General features: G+C 50.1%; 15 protein-coding genes. 7 read left to right on the plus strand and 8 right to left on the minus strand.

Going from position 1 to position 16,116, the window contains the following annotated elements; translation table 11 throughout:
• Window positions 1-771 (plus strand): SDR family NAD(P)-dependent oxidoreductase, encoded by a 771-nt coding sequence (locus H6F93_RS28000; protein WP_190688235.1) that lies wholly within the window; start codon window positions 1-3, stop codon window positions 769-771.
• 8 nt (window positions 772-779) lie between these two features.
• Here the strand turns inward: H6F93_RS28000 and H6F93_RS28005 are convergent, their stop codons facing one another.
• A complete protein-coding gene (locus H6F93_RS28005; RefSeq protein WP_190688238.1) occupies window positions 780-6,218 on the minus strand; it encodes a CHAT domain-containing protein in 5,439 nt (1,812 codons plus the stop codon).
• A 98-nt stretch (window positions 6,219-6,316) separates the two neighbouring features.
• Window positions 6,317-6,484: a hypothetical protein gene (locus tag H6F93_RS28010; protein ID WP_190688241.1), complete on the minus strand. Its 168-nt coding sequence runs from the start codon at window positions 6,482-6,484 to the stop codon at window positions 6,317-6,319.
• A 282-nt stretch (window positions 6,485-6,766) separates the two neighbouring features.
• Here H6F93_RS28010 and H6F93_RS28015 point away from each other — a divergent pair, with 282 nt between their 5' ends.
• The 5 genes from H6F93_RS28015 (at window position 6,767) to H6F93_RS28035 (ending at window position 10,757) form a co-directional block, all read left to right on the plus strand.
• Entirely contained in the window at window positions 6,767-6,961 is a 195-nt protein-coding gene (locus tag H6F93_RS28015) for a DUF2795 domain-containing protein (protein WP_190642529.1), read from the plus strand.
• 301 nt (window positions 6,962-7,262) lie between these two features.
• Complete coding sequence (locus H6F93_RS28020; RefSeq protein ID WP_190688244.1) at window positions 7,263-7,769, plus strand: hypothetical protein; 507 nt, start codon at window positions 7,263-7,265, stop codon at window positions 7,767-7,769.
• A gap of 59 nt (window positions 7,770-7,828) precedes the next feature.
• Window positions 7,829-8,887 (plus strand): CAF17-like 4Fe-4S cluster assembly/insertion protein YgfZ, encoded by a 1,059-nt coding sequence (gene ygfZ, locus H6F93_RS28025; RefSeq protein WP_190688247.1) that lies wholly within the window; start codon window positions 7,829-7,831, stop codon window positions 8,885-8,887.
• 170 nt (window positions 8,888-9,057) lie between these two features.
• Entirely contained in the window at window positions 9,058-9,855 is a 798-nt protein-coding gene (locus H6F93_RS28030) for an N-formylglutamate amidohydrolase (protein ID WP_190688250.1), read from the plus strand.
• A 197-nt stretch (window positions 9,856-10,052) separates the two neighbouring features.
• Window positions 10,053-10,757: a tetratricopeptide repeat protein gene (locus tag H6F93_RS28035; RefSeq protein ID WP_190688254.1), complete on the plus strand. Its 705-nt coding sequence runs from the start codon at window positions 10,053-10,055 to the stop codon at window positions 10,755-10,757.
• Between the two features lie 13 nt (window positions 10,758-10,770).
• Here H6F93_RS28035 and H6F93_RS28040 read toward each other — a convergent pair whose 3' ends face one another.
• Entirely contained in the window at window positions 10,771-11,055 is a 285-nt protein-coding gene (locus tag H6F93_RS28040; protein WP_190642533.1) for a (2Fe-2S) ferredoxin domain-containing protein, read from the minus strand.
• 13 nt (window positions 11,056-11,068) lie between these two features.
• Window positions 11,069-12,037 carry a cysteine synthase A gene (locus tag H6F93_RS28045; protein ID WP_190688257.1) on the minus strand — a complete coding sequence of 323 codons (969 nt, stop codon included), beginning with the start codon at window positions 12,035-12,037 and terminating at the stop codon, window positions 11,069-11,071.
• Window positions 12,038-12,203: 166 nt separating this feature from the next.
• On the opposite strand from H6F93_RS28045, the gene H6F93_RS28050 reads away from it, so the two are divergent.
• A complete protein-coding gene (locus H6F93_RS28050; RefSeq protein WP_190688260.1) occupies window positions 12,204-12,938 on the plus strand; it encodes a Uma2 family endonuclease in 735 nt (244 codons plus the stop codon).
• 1 nt (window position 12,939) lies between these two features.
• On the opposite strand, the gene trxA is transcribed toward H6F93_RS28050, so the two are convergent.
• The 4 genes from trxA to H6F93_RS28070 all read right to left on the minus strand — a co-directional run bounded on the left by trxA (window position 12,940) and on the right by H6F93_RS28070 (window position 15,908).
• A complete protein-coding gene (gene trxA / locus H6F93_RS28055) occupies window positions 12,940-13,320 on the minus strand; it encodes a thioredoxin (protein WP_242043659.1) in 381 nt (126 codons plus the stop codon).
• A gap of 21 nt (window positions 13,321-13,341) precedes the next feature.
• Window positions 13,342-14,181: an alpha/beta hydrolase gene (locus H6F93_RS28060; protein ID WP_190688265.1), complete on the minus strand. Its 840-nt coding sequence runs from the start codon at window positions 14,179-14,181 to the stop codon at window positions 13,342-13,344.
• A gap of 104 nt (window positions 14,182-14,285) precedes the next feature.
• Window positions 14,286-15,197, minus strand: coding sequence for a DUF5996 family protein (locus H6F93_RS28065; protein WP_190688269.1), 912 nt, complete (start codon window positions 15,195-15,197; stop codon window positions 14,286-14,288).
• A gap of 33 nt (window positions 15,198-15,230) precedes the next feature.
• The gene (locus tag H6F93_RS28070) at window positions 15,231-15,908 is read right to left on the minus strand and encodes a hypothetical protein (protein ID WP_190688272.1); all 678 of its coding nucleotides are present in this window, start codon (window positions 15,906-15,908) and stop codon (window positions 15,231-15,233) included.
• Between the last annotated feature and the right edge of the window lie 208 nt (window positions 15,909-16,116).

Below are 16,116 nucleotides of genomic sequence, written 5' to 3' on the forward strand. Positions count from 1 at the left end.
ATGCAGAGTAGTTTTACCGATGAGTCTGAACGCAAACCTGAACGGGCTGCGTTAATTGTGGGAGCGGGTCAGGGAATTGGACTGGAGTTTGTGCGGCAGTTTTTGCAAGGCGATCGCGCCGATCTCCTCTTTGCTACCTACCGCAACCCAGAATCAGAACTGTTGTCTATCACCGATTCTCGCTTGCGCTGCCTGCCGTTAGATATTACAGAAGAAGCTCAAATTGCCACCATCATCGACAAAATTAAAACCGAGACAGCCGCCCTTCATAGCGTGATCAACTGCGTCGGTTTGCTGCACGATGGGGCGATGCAGCCCGAAAAGAGCATGCGGCATTTAAATTCAGAGCAGTTGATGCGTTACTTTCAGGTCAACAGCATTGGAGCCGTGCTGCTGGCAAAACACCTTCGGCCGTTGTTGAAGCACGGCGATCGCGCCATTCTAGCCACAATTTCAGCCAAGGTAGGCAGCATTGGCGACAACCAGTTGGGCGGATGGTATGGCTATCGGGCTTCCAAAGCAGCGTTGAATATGTTTATGCGAACCACCGCGATTGAATATCGACGCACTTGTCCTAGGGCGATCGTGGTGACGCTACATCCTGGTACCACAGACACTCAGCTATCCCAACCCTTTCAGCGGAGTGTGCCGCCCGAAAAGCTATTTTCTTGCGATCGCACCGTTCGCCAACTGCTAGCTGTCCTCGATCAGCTTCAGGAAAGTGACAGCGGTGAATTCTTTTCCTGGGATGGCAGCAAATTGCCCTGGTAGCTGCTGCATCACCAAGGGCTGCCAATCAGCGTAAACGCTGCCCAGTAGAAGGGGTGAGACAAGTCCTGGGTTTCATTTCTCACTACCCCATCCGGCAGAAGAATAGCGCCTGAGCGAGAGGTGTAGATTTCGCCATCCTGCAGTCGGACTTCGCCGTTGAGCATAGCAATCTGGGTCTGACGCAGTGCTTCTGCTTTAATTGGAACCTCGCGTAACTGTCCATAAAACTCGGTCATCAGGGCTAATGTTCCCTCATCACTGACGTACCAGAGGCTAGCCAGTGCTGACTTCACGCCTGCCTGTACTGCTAATCCGGCAAAGCCCAGCTCAGCTTGCTCGTCCCCTAGCGCCGTCCGACAGGCACTCAAGACCAGCAATTCCAAAGGAGGATTGCTCAGCCCGAGCTGGCGGATTTCGTCCAGCCGCAATTTCTGATTCCAGAACTGGATGTACGACTCGCCCAGTCCACCGGATCTAAATTCTCCGTGGGTTGCCAGATGCAGAATGCCGAAGGGACGCTGTTCTCGCTGCTGTCTAAGATTTTGTACCGTGAAGTCAGCATTGAGCAAAATCTCGCCCGGCCAAAGGTTTGGAACAATGGTTCGGAGTTCGGTTGGCACAGCGGGCAGAGGGAGTTGGTCGCTAAACTCAGAGGCACCCATCGCCAGAACTTCTAGGCTTCGCATATTGGTGTAGCGGGTGTCGGTGAGACTCAGGCTGGGCATTAACCCGACGCTGTATTTTTCGACCAGAAACTGATCGCCGTCATGCAGTGCCGCCAGAGGAATGAAGCGTAATCCTGTATCCAAAATAAAGGAAAGGTTTTCAATTTCCTCAGCCTGCAAGTCTTGCTCCAGGGGAGCAATAAGCCACTGGTAAAGTTGCTGAGCTGGGGGCAGATAGCCCGTTCCTAGCAGGCGAGGATCTGTGATTTGGCTGACTAGTTTGCGTCTGGCTTGTTCGACTTCGGCACGGGTTACGCCTGCCAGTCGCTTACGAATCGGTTCTCCACTTGAGGTGATGAGCAACAGTTCTAGTTCGTCAGTGGGCTGAGGTTGGAATGAGAGGGCAACGCTTTCATCCTGGCTCGACTGTCGTCCTAAATATTGCTCAAACTGCTGGCTGGCAGTTGCTTCTCGCTCGGCAAAGCCGGAGTTAAAGGTGCTTTCCACGGGAACAAAGCCGACGTAGATCAGCGCTGGTTTTACACCAGTTTCCTGCTGAATGTCTAGCAAGGTATTGCGAGCTGTTACCAGAGGTTGTGGGGTCGTAGGACTACTGCCCGTGTTGGAGTCGGGCTCGGATTGTGGCTCAGGCGTGGGGCGTTCGCAATTCACCTGACATTCAGGTCGCGGAATGATCGGGTTGCCAATACCAGGTTCATCGGGATCTTCTCTACCATCAGGACCATCAGGATCACCCGGATCAACACCAGGGTCCTCAAAATCAGTAATGATTCGAATATTTCCGACCGTGACGCTACCTCGAAAAGATCGGTTAGGCGGAGAAGAAATGGCAGAATCACCGCTGGTAATGGTTCCAGCCGTGCCATTGGTGGTACCGTCGCCGACGATGAAGGGAGTTTCTCCATTACCGCCATGCCGAATGGTGATGTCGCCGCCACCAGCTCCGCCAGAACTGAGAATGCTGACTCCCTCAGAATTGCCTTCTACTAGACCAGTTGCGCGAAAGAATCTCTCGGTCGTGATGTCAACCTGACCACCGCGTCCAAGCTGGCTAGAAGTGTTGATGGAGGTAACTTGAATATCGCCTGTAGGGTCAAGGGTGACACTGCCACCGTCGCCTGTGGTACCCGTTGCGGTGATCGCTCCCGTCGTAATCTCCGTGATGGCGTTGACCGAAATATTGCCGCCGCTGGTACCAGAACTGTTGAGGTTACCTGTCGTAATGGCAGTATCTGAGAAGAGACTAATTGCACCCCCCGCACCTGTACTGTTGCTGGTATCCAAGGCGGCTGTATTGATCTGACTGCCGTCCAGCAGAATACTGCCGCCGCTGGTCGTGACTGGTCCGGAGAAGGCGATCGCTCCCTCGCTCATCGTGCTCAAACTGCCGCCGCCGGTCGTGATCGCTCCCGTCGTAATCTCCGTGATGGCGTTGACCGAAATATTGCCGCCGCTAGTGCCAGAACTGTTGAGGTCGCCCGTGGTAATTGCAGTATCCGAGAGGAGGCTAACTGCACCCCCTGTACCTGTAATGTTGCTGGCATCTAAAGCGGCTGTGTTGATCTGGTTGCCGTCCAGCAGAATACTGCCGCCGCTGGTCGTGACTGGGCTGGAGAAGGCAATCGCCCCCTCGCTCGTCGTGCTCAAACTGCCGCCGCCGGTCGTGATCGCCTCTGTAAAGCTCACATCCCCCTGACTGGTCACCAGAAAAATTCCACCGCCTGTACTGATCGGGGCAGATACTGAAGTGGTCGCTTCACTGGTTAGGGTAAAGTCGCCGCTATTTGTGGCGATCGCCCCCGAAAGCAGAATTTCTCCAACGCTATCGATTGTAAAATCACCACCATCAGTATTGATTGGGCTGGAGACCGAGGTAGTACCACCACTCTCAATCCGAAAATTGCCGCTTCCTGTACTGACGGAGCCAAGAACTAAGGTTGCGCCTGAATTGAGGATAGTAAAGTCGCCACCGACGGTTTGCACTGCGCCAGAAAATGTCGTGCTGCCATTGCCGTTGATGGTGAAGTTGCCGCCGTCAGTGATGATATTGCCCGTCAGGTTAATGTCACCGCTGGGAAACAGACTAAAGCCGCCGCCATTGGTATCGAGGTTTTCGGGCAGCAGGACACTGCTGGGGCGAGTCACTCCACCAATGACAATTTCGCCGCCCGTGGACGATAGCCCGTTTCTCAGGTCAACCTCACCCGGTGTGTCAATCGTTAGAGCATTGGTTCCAGGAGCCGCACCAAACGAGAGTGGTCCAGTGGTGATGTTGCCTGCGGCCGTGAGGGCGATCGCCCCTCCTGCTCCACCCGTTAGATTCGTTGTGACGGTGCCAGCGCTGGTATCAATCCCTCCGGTTGTGCTGCTGATCGTGATTCCCTGACCTGCCGTGGCAATATTGCCCGTGACCACATTTTGATCTGCCCGTAGTGTCACGCTGGCATTCCCCTGCCCGGTGATGGTGCCGCCTGTAGTGTTGATCGAGCCACCGGTTCCGGTTGCTTGCAGCGTTACAGGATCATTAAAGGTGAGATCACCAAGCAAATTAACTTGCCCACTGCCGTCAGCCCGTCCAATTGTGATGCTGTCAAATCCATCCTGGAATACAGCCAACTCTGTAGCGAACAGATCAAGGAACAGTGGACCTCCAGCCGCATTTCCTCCTACTTGAATCGTATATTCGGGATTGGCGGTCTGAAGCAACACCGAACCCGTCCCTAAAATTGTGCTGTTGGGCAAGTCGATCGCATCTGCCGTGACGATCAGGTTGCCATCGCCCAGTTGTAGCGTAGCCCCATTGATGATGACTGCCGTACCAGCGTTAGGACTAGCTAGCTCCAGGGTGCCATTGCCCGTTAACGAGAAGGTGCCATTGGTGAGCGAAACCCCATTTTGAAAACTGGTACCTGTGAAAGTAATCCTGCTGGCATTGGATGAAATATTCCCCGATAGCTCTACCCCGCCCAGAGTTTGGTCGTTGCTACCGCTACCGACGATTGTGCCACCACCCGTATCAAGCCGTCCGTTGGGTTGAACTCGCAACGTACCCACACCGCTGTTGTCACTGTCAGCAGTTAAGACCAGGTTGAGCAAATCGCTACCCGCTACGCTGTCAAAGATTTCTGCGTTGATGTTGATGTCGTTTGCGGCTTGCAGCGTCAAGGTATTGCTGCCCGTTCCATCAAAGTCCAGTGCTGTTTGCAAGGTAATGTTGCCGACCTGCGCGCCTGCCGTTCCGGTGGAGACGATCACGTTTGCGCCTCCGGTGAGGGCAGCGATCAGATCGTCTACGTCTAGCACTGCGTTGTCATCGATCGCCGCAAACGGATCGTTCACCGTATCAACGCCATCCGTTGGCGCATCAACAATCGTGATGTTGTAAGGATCGATTAGCCAGGTTCCAGCCAAGCCATAGCGAGCAGAGACATCCGGTGCGCCATTCACGTCCAAAAAACCGCGGCTGCTGGTTTCTACCAGACCACCATTTCCACGCCGTACCCCACCTCTAGCACTCAAGCTGCCATAAACCCGCGTGGTGTCCTCTGACCAAACGATAATGCGACCACCATTTCCTCGCCTGAGCGCATCCGCGCTGAGGGTAGAGTTTTCGTCTACAAAGGTGACGCTGGCATTGGGAACGCTGCCTTCTCCCTGATAGTCACCGCCCATGCGAATGGTGCCGCCGCTATTGCCAGAGGCATTCAGAGTGGCATCGAGAAGAGCGACGCGATCGCCCAGAACGTTAATTTCGGGGGATTGGCGGTTAGGGGTTGAGGATGGGTGGGAGGCGTTGAGGGTGCCGGAGGCGATCGCCGTTCCCGGTTCGGTGGAAAGGGATAAGTTAGAACCCGTCAGGCTAACGGTGCCATCCCGATTCACAGTTACCCCTGTCGCGTGCTCCACATTTCCTGCTGTCAATAGCTCCGGCAACGACAGTGGCGTAAACGGTAACCCTAATCGCCCCCCAACCCGTGCCCCAATTGTCTCCAGGTCCAAGCTAAGCAGCCTTCCCTCCTGGCTAATTCGTACCAGATTTTCTCCAGGTACAGCCGCAACGGTGATCTGTCCGCCTGGTGCAGTTAGAATGCCCGTGTTGATCACGGTGCCACCTAGCAGGGTAAGCTGTTGCCCTTCACCAACTCGGAGACTTCCGGCATTCAAAATTGAGCCGGGCTGGGTGCTGGTAAAAGCAAAGGAACTAGGATTACCTACTAAGGAAGCGTAATTGTTGTCGGCGATCGCACTAAACCAGCGATTGCCAAACCCAATTCCGTCTGCTGTCGTTGCGGTAAAGGAACCTGATACATCTAACCGCGCACTTGCTCCAAAAATGATTCCAGCAGGATTGATCAGATACAGGTTAGAGTCACCGCCTGTGACTTGAATCAAGCCGTGGATGATAGACGCATCCCCCCCCGTAATGCGTCCTAGAATGTTTTGAATTTGAGAATTAGTCAGAAAATTGGCAGTCTGATCAGCATCCAATCCAAACTGATCAAAGCTGTGAAACAAATTTTCCCCATCACGAGAGAGTGCGCCACCATTGATGATGTAGCGATCGCCATCCCGGGTTACTCGTGTTCCTGCACCATCTTGAGCAGACGTAACCTGAGCCAGAGCTTGACTGGTGCCAACAAGTCCTGCGAGCGGAAGGCTTGCTAACAGCAGAACGATTCCTCGAATTACTCGGCTAATCACGGGTAATGTACTTTCCTTCTGATTGGGTAGCGCCCATCCAAGATAAGCTTGACCGTTCAAAACTCAAGCTCTTTCAGGCATCCCCATCATAAAACTTTAAATTTGGAATGCGTGGCAATCCCCCCCACCCCCTTCTCGCTCAATTTTCAGTCAGATTCTCAACCCTCAGCCTCACCCCGGATAAAGCTCTGTACCACTGTCCACACAGCCCAGAGCAGCGTCGGCACAAACAAAACAAGCATCAACAGTGCCAGCGCTGAAAAGGGAGATAACACGCTCAGCAACACCAACGCCAAAACCAAAACCATTAAAACAGATGGATTCATTGCTCTACTCAATTACTGCAAAAAACTATGACTTCACCCTAAAAAGAACTGCACTCATCAACCTCTAACATTGGGAGAGTTTTCTGAGATCTCACCTTTCAGTAAAAGAAGTATCTTTCTGATACTTCTTTCCAGTACTAAACCTTGAAATTTGCCTCCACCTTCAGGCAGAGCAAGTGGGGGTTGAAGCTGGTTCTTGAGTACGAGGTTCTGGCGTAACTGACCAGTCTACGATCTGATCTGGTTATCGCTTCAATTACTTCATTTAAGGGGAGTTAAAAAATGGCTTCTGTCAACCCAATTCAATTACAAAAGCACCTTAAAGGGATCGATTATCCAGTCGATAAAGAGAACCTAATTAAACATGCTAAAGGTCATGGAGCAGATGACAAGTTGATTTCGGTATTGAATCAACTGCCAGATAAAGAGTTTGAAACACCAGCAGATGTAAACAAAGCTGTGGGTAAAGTTGATTAGGAATGTTCGTTACTTGTTGTAGTTTATTGGTTCATCTTTTTGGATGAGATTATAACTTTCTAACACTTTGCTGATTCTCATGTAGGGGTGTAGCATTTGGAGCAAAAGCTCTTGATCTACTCTTGGGTTCGCATACCGAATGCCACGCCCTACAGCAGAGGAATTATGGCAAATAAACTGTAACAGAGTTGCTATATGTTAATCCTGCTTGGGAATTGAGCTTGGATTATGAGAGTATCCTTCTAGAAAAATTCTTGCCGAATTATTCTGAATTGTTTTTATCTACTGTCCTGCTAAAGTAATGCCAAAATTTGCCAATCCTGAAACATGGCAACAGGCTGAGCTATTAATGCAGCCTGCTTTTATTCGGGTCATCGACAATATTCGCAAACAGCTAGAGCAGTCTTCCTGGAAAGGCACCTATCGAGATGTGCAGGTTTGGGCTGAGGGGATTCCCGAAGAAACAAAGGCGATCGCCCTCCACCTCCAACAACAGCTCGCTGATGCCACACCTGAACAAGCTGCTGATATCGAAGAACAGTTAGCTCGATTGCCTCAACCTTACCCTGGCTACGAACTCTGTCTCCAAAAGCACGATCATCAAATCAACGTCGATCTGTGGCAACTGTGTTATCAGATCTGTTTTCGAAATTATGCTCAGTTGGAGTCAGGCGAAACTGAAGTCGTTGAAATTGACACTAACCTGATCGACGAGACAGGCGATGTAGATTGGCAGCAGTTGGACGCAAAAGCACAGCAGTTTGTTGGACGGGTTTTTGACGAGTTGTCTGCGATCGCCAACTCATAAGGGTCCGAACTCGGTAAGATCCGGACAGATAGTTTGACCGCAGGCGCAAGAAAAGCAGCATGAATCAGGAATTACGAAACCTCCAGGCAGCAGCAGGTGCAGTATTTGTTGAGGTTGCAGGGACTTCCGTTCCGAGTAGCTTTGGCAACGAAGCAGCAGCACTTCAGGCAGCACAAACGGGCGTGGCAGTATGCGATCGCTCCCACTGGGGACGTATTCTAGTTTCTGGTGATGACCGCATTCGCTTTCTGCACAACCAGACCACCAACGATTTCAATCGTCTTCAACCTGGGCAAGGTTGTGACACCGTATTTGTCAACTCTACCGGACGCACTGTCGACCTCGTAACCGCCTATGCGCTAGAGGATGTTGTGCTGCTGCTGACTTCCCCCAACCGCCGCAAATACTTGATCGAATGGATGGATCGGTTTATCTTTTTTGCTGACAAAGTAGACTTGAAGGACATCACGGACACCACTGCCGCCTTCAGTTTGCTGGGAAATGAAAGTGATGCGCTGTTGCAAAAACTTGGGCTGGATGAAGCGATTGCACAGCCTCACGCAACTCACCATCTAGTCAATCTTGCTGGGATAGAAACCCGCATCGCCACGGGTAGCGGTCTAGCAACTCCCGGATACACGCTAATTGCGAATGCCGAGCAGTCAGCGGCTCTCTGGCAACAACTCACCGAAGCAGGCGCAGTTCCGCTAGGCGAACAGACCTGGGAACGCTTGCGAATCGAGCAGGGCCGCCCCATGCCCAATTCTGAACTCACTGAAGACTACAATCCTCTGGAAGCAGGACTGTGGCGCACTATTTCGTTTAGCAAAGGCTGTTACATTGGGCAGGAAACGATCGCCCGCCTTGATACATATAAAGGCGTAAAACAGCAGCTTTGGGGAGTACGACTCAGTCAATCTGCAATTCCCGGTGAACCGCTACTGGTTGGTGAGGAGAAAGTCGGCAAACTCACCAGTCTGATTGAAACCGAGCAAGGACTGTTGGGACTAGCCTACGTTCGCACCAAAGCAGGAGGGGCAGGGCTAACGGTTAATGTTGGGGCTGGAACAGGGGAGGTCGTGGATTTGCCTTTTCTAACGCGCGATCGCATCGTTTAGGAGGTGAATTAAGGAGGAATGGGCTAACTTTAACTCCTTGTCTTTCCAAACGCTTTGATTTTATCGATGGAATTGTTAACTTGCTTCGTTTTTGAATTAGCACAGCCTTTCCGCAATGCTCATGGAATTTCCAAGAAAGGGTGCAATTGTACTAGGTATTAGTAATATTAATGACAGAAGCTTTTCGTCTTTGTTCACCTAAAACTAAACTCCGCCCTATTGTGGCGAGTCTTCCTCACAGTGGTTTAGTGATACCAAGGGACGTTGCACAAGCTTTGAACAAAAGTTTCGAGAGCTATCTTCCTAATCAGGATTGGCATCTCGATAGATTGTATGATTTTCTGCCTAATCTAGGTATCACAGTCCTAAAAGCTGTTTGTAGCCGCTACGTTGTTGATCTAAATCGACCGATTAGAAATCCATTGTTTGGTAGTTTTTGGCGATCGGTTATTCCTGAAGAAACTGCCTTCAATACACTGCTCTACCAGAACACTCCGTCTCGAAAGCAAATTGAAGAGCGAATTGAGCAGTTTTATTATCCATACCATAGGCAGCTAGAAGAGTTACTCAATCAGATGATTGACCAATTTGGTCGAGTCTATCTGTTAGATCTACACAGTTTCTTGGGGTTGATTGTTGACGAAGTCTGCTTAGGCAATGTCAATGGGCAAAGTTGTTCCGAATTTTTAATCTCTACTGTTGAATCTGCTTTCTCTGCAAGTGGCTATCAAGTTGTTCGTAATAAAGTTTTTAGTGGCGGGTATATTACGCAGCATTATGGGCAAATGCCTCACGTTGAGGCTTTACAGATTGAGATTCGATACCCCACATATTTAAAGCAGACACAGCTTGACCAAGACTATGTTCCTGACTGGGATGTGTCGGAGTTTCATCAAGCAAAACTTAATTTCGAAGCTATCTTCAGTAAGATTGCAAATTTATGTTCTGAGCACCTGCCAACAGGCTAACAATTGATACGTCCTGGGTTCTGAGAAGTTATCTCGTAGGTTGGGTGAAGCGAATGCGTAACCCAACAGAATCTGGGTGAGTGTTGGGTTGCACGTTGTTTCACCCAACCTACATCAGAAGATTTGTCAGTCAACCAGGCGTTTCGAGGCATAGTCTTATTGGAGTACAAACGAATTCCTTCAAAGCAGCGCCAACAATGTCCTTAAGCTCAACCATTCGCCGTTTAACTTGCCAACATCTGTCGTTGTTGGTTTTAGCGGTTAGCTGGCTCCCGTCGCCTGTCTGGGCTGCCTCAGCAGGTGAGTATCGGCAGCAGGGCTTAGCCTATCGGCAGCAGGAACGGTTTCCAGAGGCGATCGCCGCTCTCCAAAAAGCCGTCGAACTGGAACCCCAAAACGTCTCCGGTCGAGTACTGTTAGGCTGGACACTGCACCTGGCAGGGCAAGAGACGGAAGCCGCCAATGCACTGGTGATGGCGTTTTACCTAAATCCGCAAGATGTTCCTACCCTCAATGCTTTAGGAATTGTTTACCTGGTGGGCGGCGACCTGACCACTGCCGCTATCACTCACGCTTGGGCTGCAGCGCTGCAGCCCGATAACGAAATTGCCTACTATAACCTCAGCCTCACCTATCAGCGGATGCAGCAGCATGACTGGGCGATCGCCACTGCCACGCGTGCCACTGAGCTAGAGCCGACGAATCCACATCCACTGGTTGCGCTGGCGATCGCCCACTGGAGCAAAGGTGAACAACCCGAAGCAAAACAGACCTATCAGCAAGTACTAGGATTGGACGGGCGATTTGGCGATCGCCCCTTCCTCGACCTTGATCTAAAACGAGCTGCCTTCAGCCCTGAGCAAATTCAACTTGCAAAACAAGTTCTCTCAGAGTCAGAGTAACCTTACAACATTCCTACTGCCGATTCAGCTTGCGATAAAGCATTGCCTGAACAGGTTGTCCCTGACGAAAATGGCGTTCAACCACGGCTCGCACCTCGTCAGGATGCACTTTGGCGTACCAAACCTCGTCAGGCAACACCAACACCATTGGCCCGTTGCCGCACTGCCCTAAACAGCTAGACGCAGTAATTGACACATCGGCGATCGGATGTGCTTCAAATGCTGCCAGAACCTTCGCAGCATTCTGCTTGCGACAGGTTTTGTTTTGGCAAATCAACACATTTCTCGTAACAGTCAAAACTCCAGCCTCATCATGCCAACCCCTTCGATGCTAACCATTCTGGGTTAAACAAGCGGGATTGATAGCGGTTGCCGCCATCACAAAGAACGGTGGCAATCGTGTGACCTGGACCAAGTTGTTTGGCGATCGCCACTGCTGCGGCAACATTGATGCCAACTGAGCCCCCCATGAATAAGCCGTCTTTCTCCAAAAGCTGATAGATCACGCTTAGTGCTTCCGGATCGTGAATCTGAATTGCGTCATCGATCGGTGCTCCTTCCATATTGGCGGTGACGCGACTGTTGCCAATTCCTTCAGTAACGGAGCTTCCTTCGATTTTGATTTCACCCGTTTTGGCATAGCTGTACAGTCCGCTGCCCATTGGGTCTGCTAAGACGCACTTAATTTCTGAATTCTTTTCTTTGAGAAACATCGAAACTCCGGCATAAGTGCCACCTGTGCCAGTCGCGCAAGTCCAGGCATCAATTTTGCCGTTGGTTTGCTGCCAGATTTCGGGACCAGTGGTTTCGTAGTGCGATCGCCGATTTGCCAGATTGTCAAATTGGTTTGCCCAGATTGCGTTTTCCATCTCTGCTGCTAACCTGCCAGAGAGTTTCACATAGTTGTTCGGGTCACGATAAGGTACTGCTGGAACGGTTCGCACCTCTGCACCTAGTGTTCTCAACATATCGATCTTTTCCTGCGACTGCGTATCAGGAATTACGATCAGACACTTATAACCTTTGGCATTGCAAATGTGTGCTAGCCCAATGCCCGTATTACCCGCAGTGCCTTCTACAACGGTGCCGCCTGGTTTCAACAAGCCTCGCTCTTCCGCATCCTGAATGATAAACAGAGCTGCCCGATCTTTAATTGACCCACCCGGATTGAGGAACTCGGCTTTCCCCAGGATTTCGCATCCCGTTTCTTCGCTAAAGCTGTGCAGCCGAATGAGTGGTGTGTTACCAACTGCTCCCACAAATCCATCTCTAATATCCATGCCCAAATTCCTGAGTTCTTTTCCTGCCAAAATTCTAAAGCTTTGCCTAACGCTGTTTAATCTATCTCTACCCTAGACTTAACAGCGAACTTTGGGATGAACAGTTTTGAGTTTTGAATTTTGAGTTGGCTTAAGATGAAATTGCACCTTTTGTTGCCTGTGCCGTATGGCGATCGCCCCCACCACCAAACCAGCTCAAATTTTTTATCCCAGTTCCGACGGTGAACCTGTGGCAGAAACTTACATTCATTTCTATGCTCTGCTGGTCACGCTAGAAGTTCTCAGACAATACCTGGAGGGTCGTCAGGCAACAGTATTAGGAAACCAGTTTCTTTACTATGCCCAGGGTTTTCCTAAACTACGGGTTGCGCCTGATGTAATGGTAATTTTTGACGTTGCTCCGGGTGGGCGGGACAACTATAAAATCTGGGAAGAAGGACAGGTGCCGTCTGTCATCTTTGAAATGACTTCCAAGGGCACTCAAAATCAGGATCAGCACTTCAAGAAAACGCTATACGAACAGTTGGGCGTGCAAGAATACTGGCTGTTTGATCCGAAGGGCGAGTGGATCAAACAGCAGTTGCAGGGCTATCGCCTGCGAGGAGAGCAATATGAACCGATCACGGATGGTCGCAGCGAACCACTACAGCTTCGCGTAGAAGTTGATGGGCAATTGCTCGCTTTTTATCGGGAGGACACAGGCAACAAACTGCTGATTCCTGGTGAATTGGCTCAAGCTTTGCAAGAGGAAATGGCGGCAAGGCAACAAGCCGAAGAACGCGCCCAAGAAGAACGTCAGCGCGCTGAGCAAGCTGCTTTACAAGTTGAGCAGTTGAAGCAAAGATTGCGATCGCTTGGGATTGATCCAGATGCCAACCCCGACGCGGAATCAGCAATTTAGGCTAAAGATACTTCTCAACCGCAGTCGTGAATGTCTCGTAGGGGGCAACGCCGACCAGGTTTTCTACCAGTTCGCCATCTTTGAACACCATCACTGCCGGGATGCTGCGAATGCTGTATTTCTTAGCAGTTTCTTTGTTCTGGTCTAAATCAAGCTTTACAACCTTTGCCCGTCCGTCATACTCTTCAGCCAACTGATCGATCAAAGGAGCAATTTTACGGCAGGGACCACACCAGCTAGCCGTGCAGTCAACGACTACCAGCTTCTCGTCAGCTAGCAGTGTATCAAAGTCACTGTCCTGAATATAAGCGGCGGTTCCCATGATTGTGTCCTCTGAGTTGGGGCGATCGCTAAAGCAGTTGTAGACTGCACAAACGGTCAAGTCCCCTTCACTATCCCACGTTTAGGGACGGCTCAGTGAAGTGGATTGCTCAATCAGCCGCTGAAACTCTACCAAAGCTGCTTGATGCTGCTCCTCAGCAACCCAGGTAAAGTCATTGTGCCCTGCGCCCTCTACCCACAGAGAAAGCTTTGGTTCCGGTGCAGCGTCGTACAGCCTTTGACCATGCTCTACGGGAATATCTGCATCTGCCTCGCCATGCATCACCAGTACAGGGCAATTGACCTGAGCAATCCTTCGCACACTAGGAAATTTGTCAAACGGCAGGATGGGGATAGGCACCACTACTCGAAACGCAGAGGTGAATGTACTCTCCAAAATCAGTCCGGCTACCGAATGGCGAGTCGCCAGCTCAACGGCTGACCCTCCTCCCACCGATCGCCCATAAAGGATAACTTTGTCAGGAGAGACCCCAATCTGCTGAATGAGATACTGATAAGCCGCTTCAGCCTCTTCATAGGCATTGCGTTCACTGGGTTTGCCGTCACTGGTGCCATAGCCGCGATAGTCATACGCAAAAACGCCAAATCCCCAGCTCTGCAAGCGGATTAGCATCGGCTGGATGTCTCCCAGGTCTTCCGCATTACCGTGAATGTAGAGCAGGGTGTAATCTGCTTCTGGGTTAGGCAGGTATGTGGCTGAAATCTTCTCACTGTCACTGACGGGCAGCTTAAGAATGTTTTCTGTGTCCTGGTAGCTGGCAGGCTGAGGCAAGAAAATCATTCTATCTGCCACAAAAAAGACATACACCATAAAAAAGGTGTAAATGAAGACCAGCGATCGCCCCAGCCTTTTCCAACTGAGTTCTCCAATCAGCAGCTTTCGCCATTTTGATTGCGGCATGACACCCTACAGCAAAATTTGGGTAGACCGTAATTCTACACGCAAACAAGTATAAATGGATATGAGTAAAGTTAGGTGGCGATCGCTCTTATCTCGTACTGCCGCTATTTGAACCAGGTTTGCTTGAGAGCATCCTGATCCCAATTTGCTAAGGTTGCTGCTGCGCTGTAAGTGCTTTGGAGAAACGCCATCAGTGCGCGATCGGGGTCGTTAGCCTCGCGTACGGCATCAAGCGGCAAAACAAATTCTCCCAGTCCCTCATGGAAAAAGGCAGACTCAGGCTGGACGGGTGCCTTCCCAAACCCATCAGGAGCAGGATAAGCGTAAGAATAAAACGCAGGATAGCCCAATCCTGCACCCGGCCAAAATCCAGCGCTACTCACTTCCTGAGAATAGGCTTCTTTAGCAACAGCATCGGGTAAGTGAGGAACACCACCCGGATGCTCTGGTGCAGAGCGCCCTGAAAAGCGTGTTACTGCCATGTCAAAGCTGCCCCAAAAGAAATGTACAGGGCTGACTTTACCCGCAAAATGAGAGCGAAACTCACGCAAGACGCGCTCGCTCTGTAGCAGCACTCGCCAGAAACGATTGGCATACTCTGCATCATAGGACTTGTGAATTTCGTCTTGTTCAAAAGGAATGGGATCAGTAACCTCATTCGGACTGGTATTGATCTTGATGGAAATATCAAGGTCAGCCAAAGCCTGCATCACTGCTCGGTAAAAGTCTGCAACAGAGCGTGGGGTCAATTCAATAATTCGTCGCTGCCCTTCGCTGGTGCTGATTTGCAGTTGATGGTCGATGAAATCAAAGTCAATTTGAAAAACACGGCTACCGTAAGGAATCGTTGTGGTCGTCAGTCCTCGCGCCGTCAGATATAGCGGCAAGTGCCAGGAATGGTTAATCCAGGGAGTTTGCACCATCCGAATCTTGCCCACAACCTGAGTCCACATATGTAAGGTCGTGTATGTGTCCTGCCAAGCATCAAGAGCCAAACTAGGCCAAAGGTCAGACATGTGATTTCAGATATAGAGGATTGGAGAAGAATTCTAGTTTGCGAGAAGTTTAACACCTTGGTGCTTGGCTGCTTCCACTTCGTAGCATTTTAGAATGAGCGATGAAAGTTTATCTAGATCGCCAACGGAGGAGATGATGACCCTTGATGCTGCATCTCCCAATGAAGTTGACATTTCTTGAACCTCAAATTCGGGTGCAAGTATTTTGACATCTTCAATAGATAGCCGAGTAACAAAACTTTTTCTTTTAGAAGACAGATAAAATCTCAGGAACCACCAAGTAGTTTTACCTGCATTCACACCAAAATAAGAAACGACATCTCTATATTTGACTTCTAATTGATAAAGCTTAGAAGTTGCTGCGATCTCCTTAACTTTCCCAAAAGCTTCTAATTCTTCTGCTGTCGTCTCTACTTTGGATTCTTCTACATCAGGCTCTTCTTCATCTTCTACTTCAGCAATGTCGTCTTGAATTGTAGGTTTGAGATCTTCATGAACATGGCTCATCTCTTGGCTAATAGAGCGAGTCATCAACTCCACTAAACTACTTTGGATTGCTTTTTTAACAATTGGCTCAAATCGTTGGATCTTCTTGTCGTTAATTTGACCTTCAATTTTGTAAGTAGGAGAGGTTTTGCTAAGCTCTTTGAGCAAGAATCTCATGAACTCCTCAGATGGGGAGCGCAATATTCCACCAACCAATTCTGTCATGCCTTTGACATAGACTAGCTCTTCGGCATGACGTTTGATTGTGCTTTCATTGAAATTATCTTTGTGGAAAAACTTTAGATTCTCTAAATCTTGTAACTGGAGTTTAGACTAAGCGCAGCAGTGAGGAACTAAAAAAGAGCAGCCATAGAAAGAAACTGACTGCTCCTGGCATTGTGAGAAAAGAACCACCAATCCTCAGATGCCGATA

It is taken from the genome of Leptolyngbya sp. FACHB-671, assembly GCF_014695745.1.
Taxonomy (GTDB): domain Bacteria; phylum Cyanobacteriota; class Cyanobacteriia; order Elainellales; family Elainellaceae; genus JAAUTN01.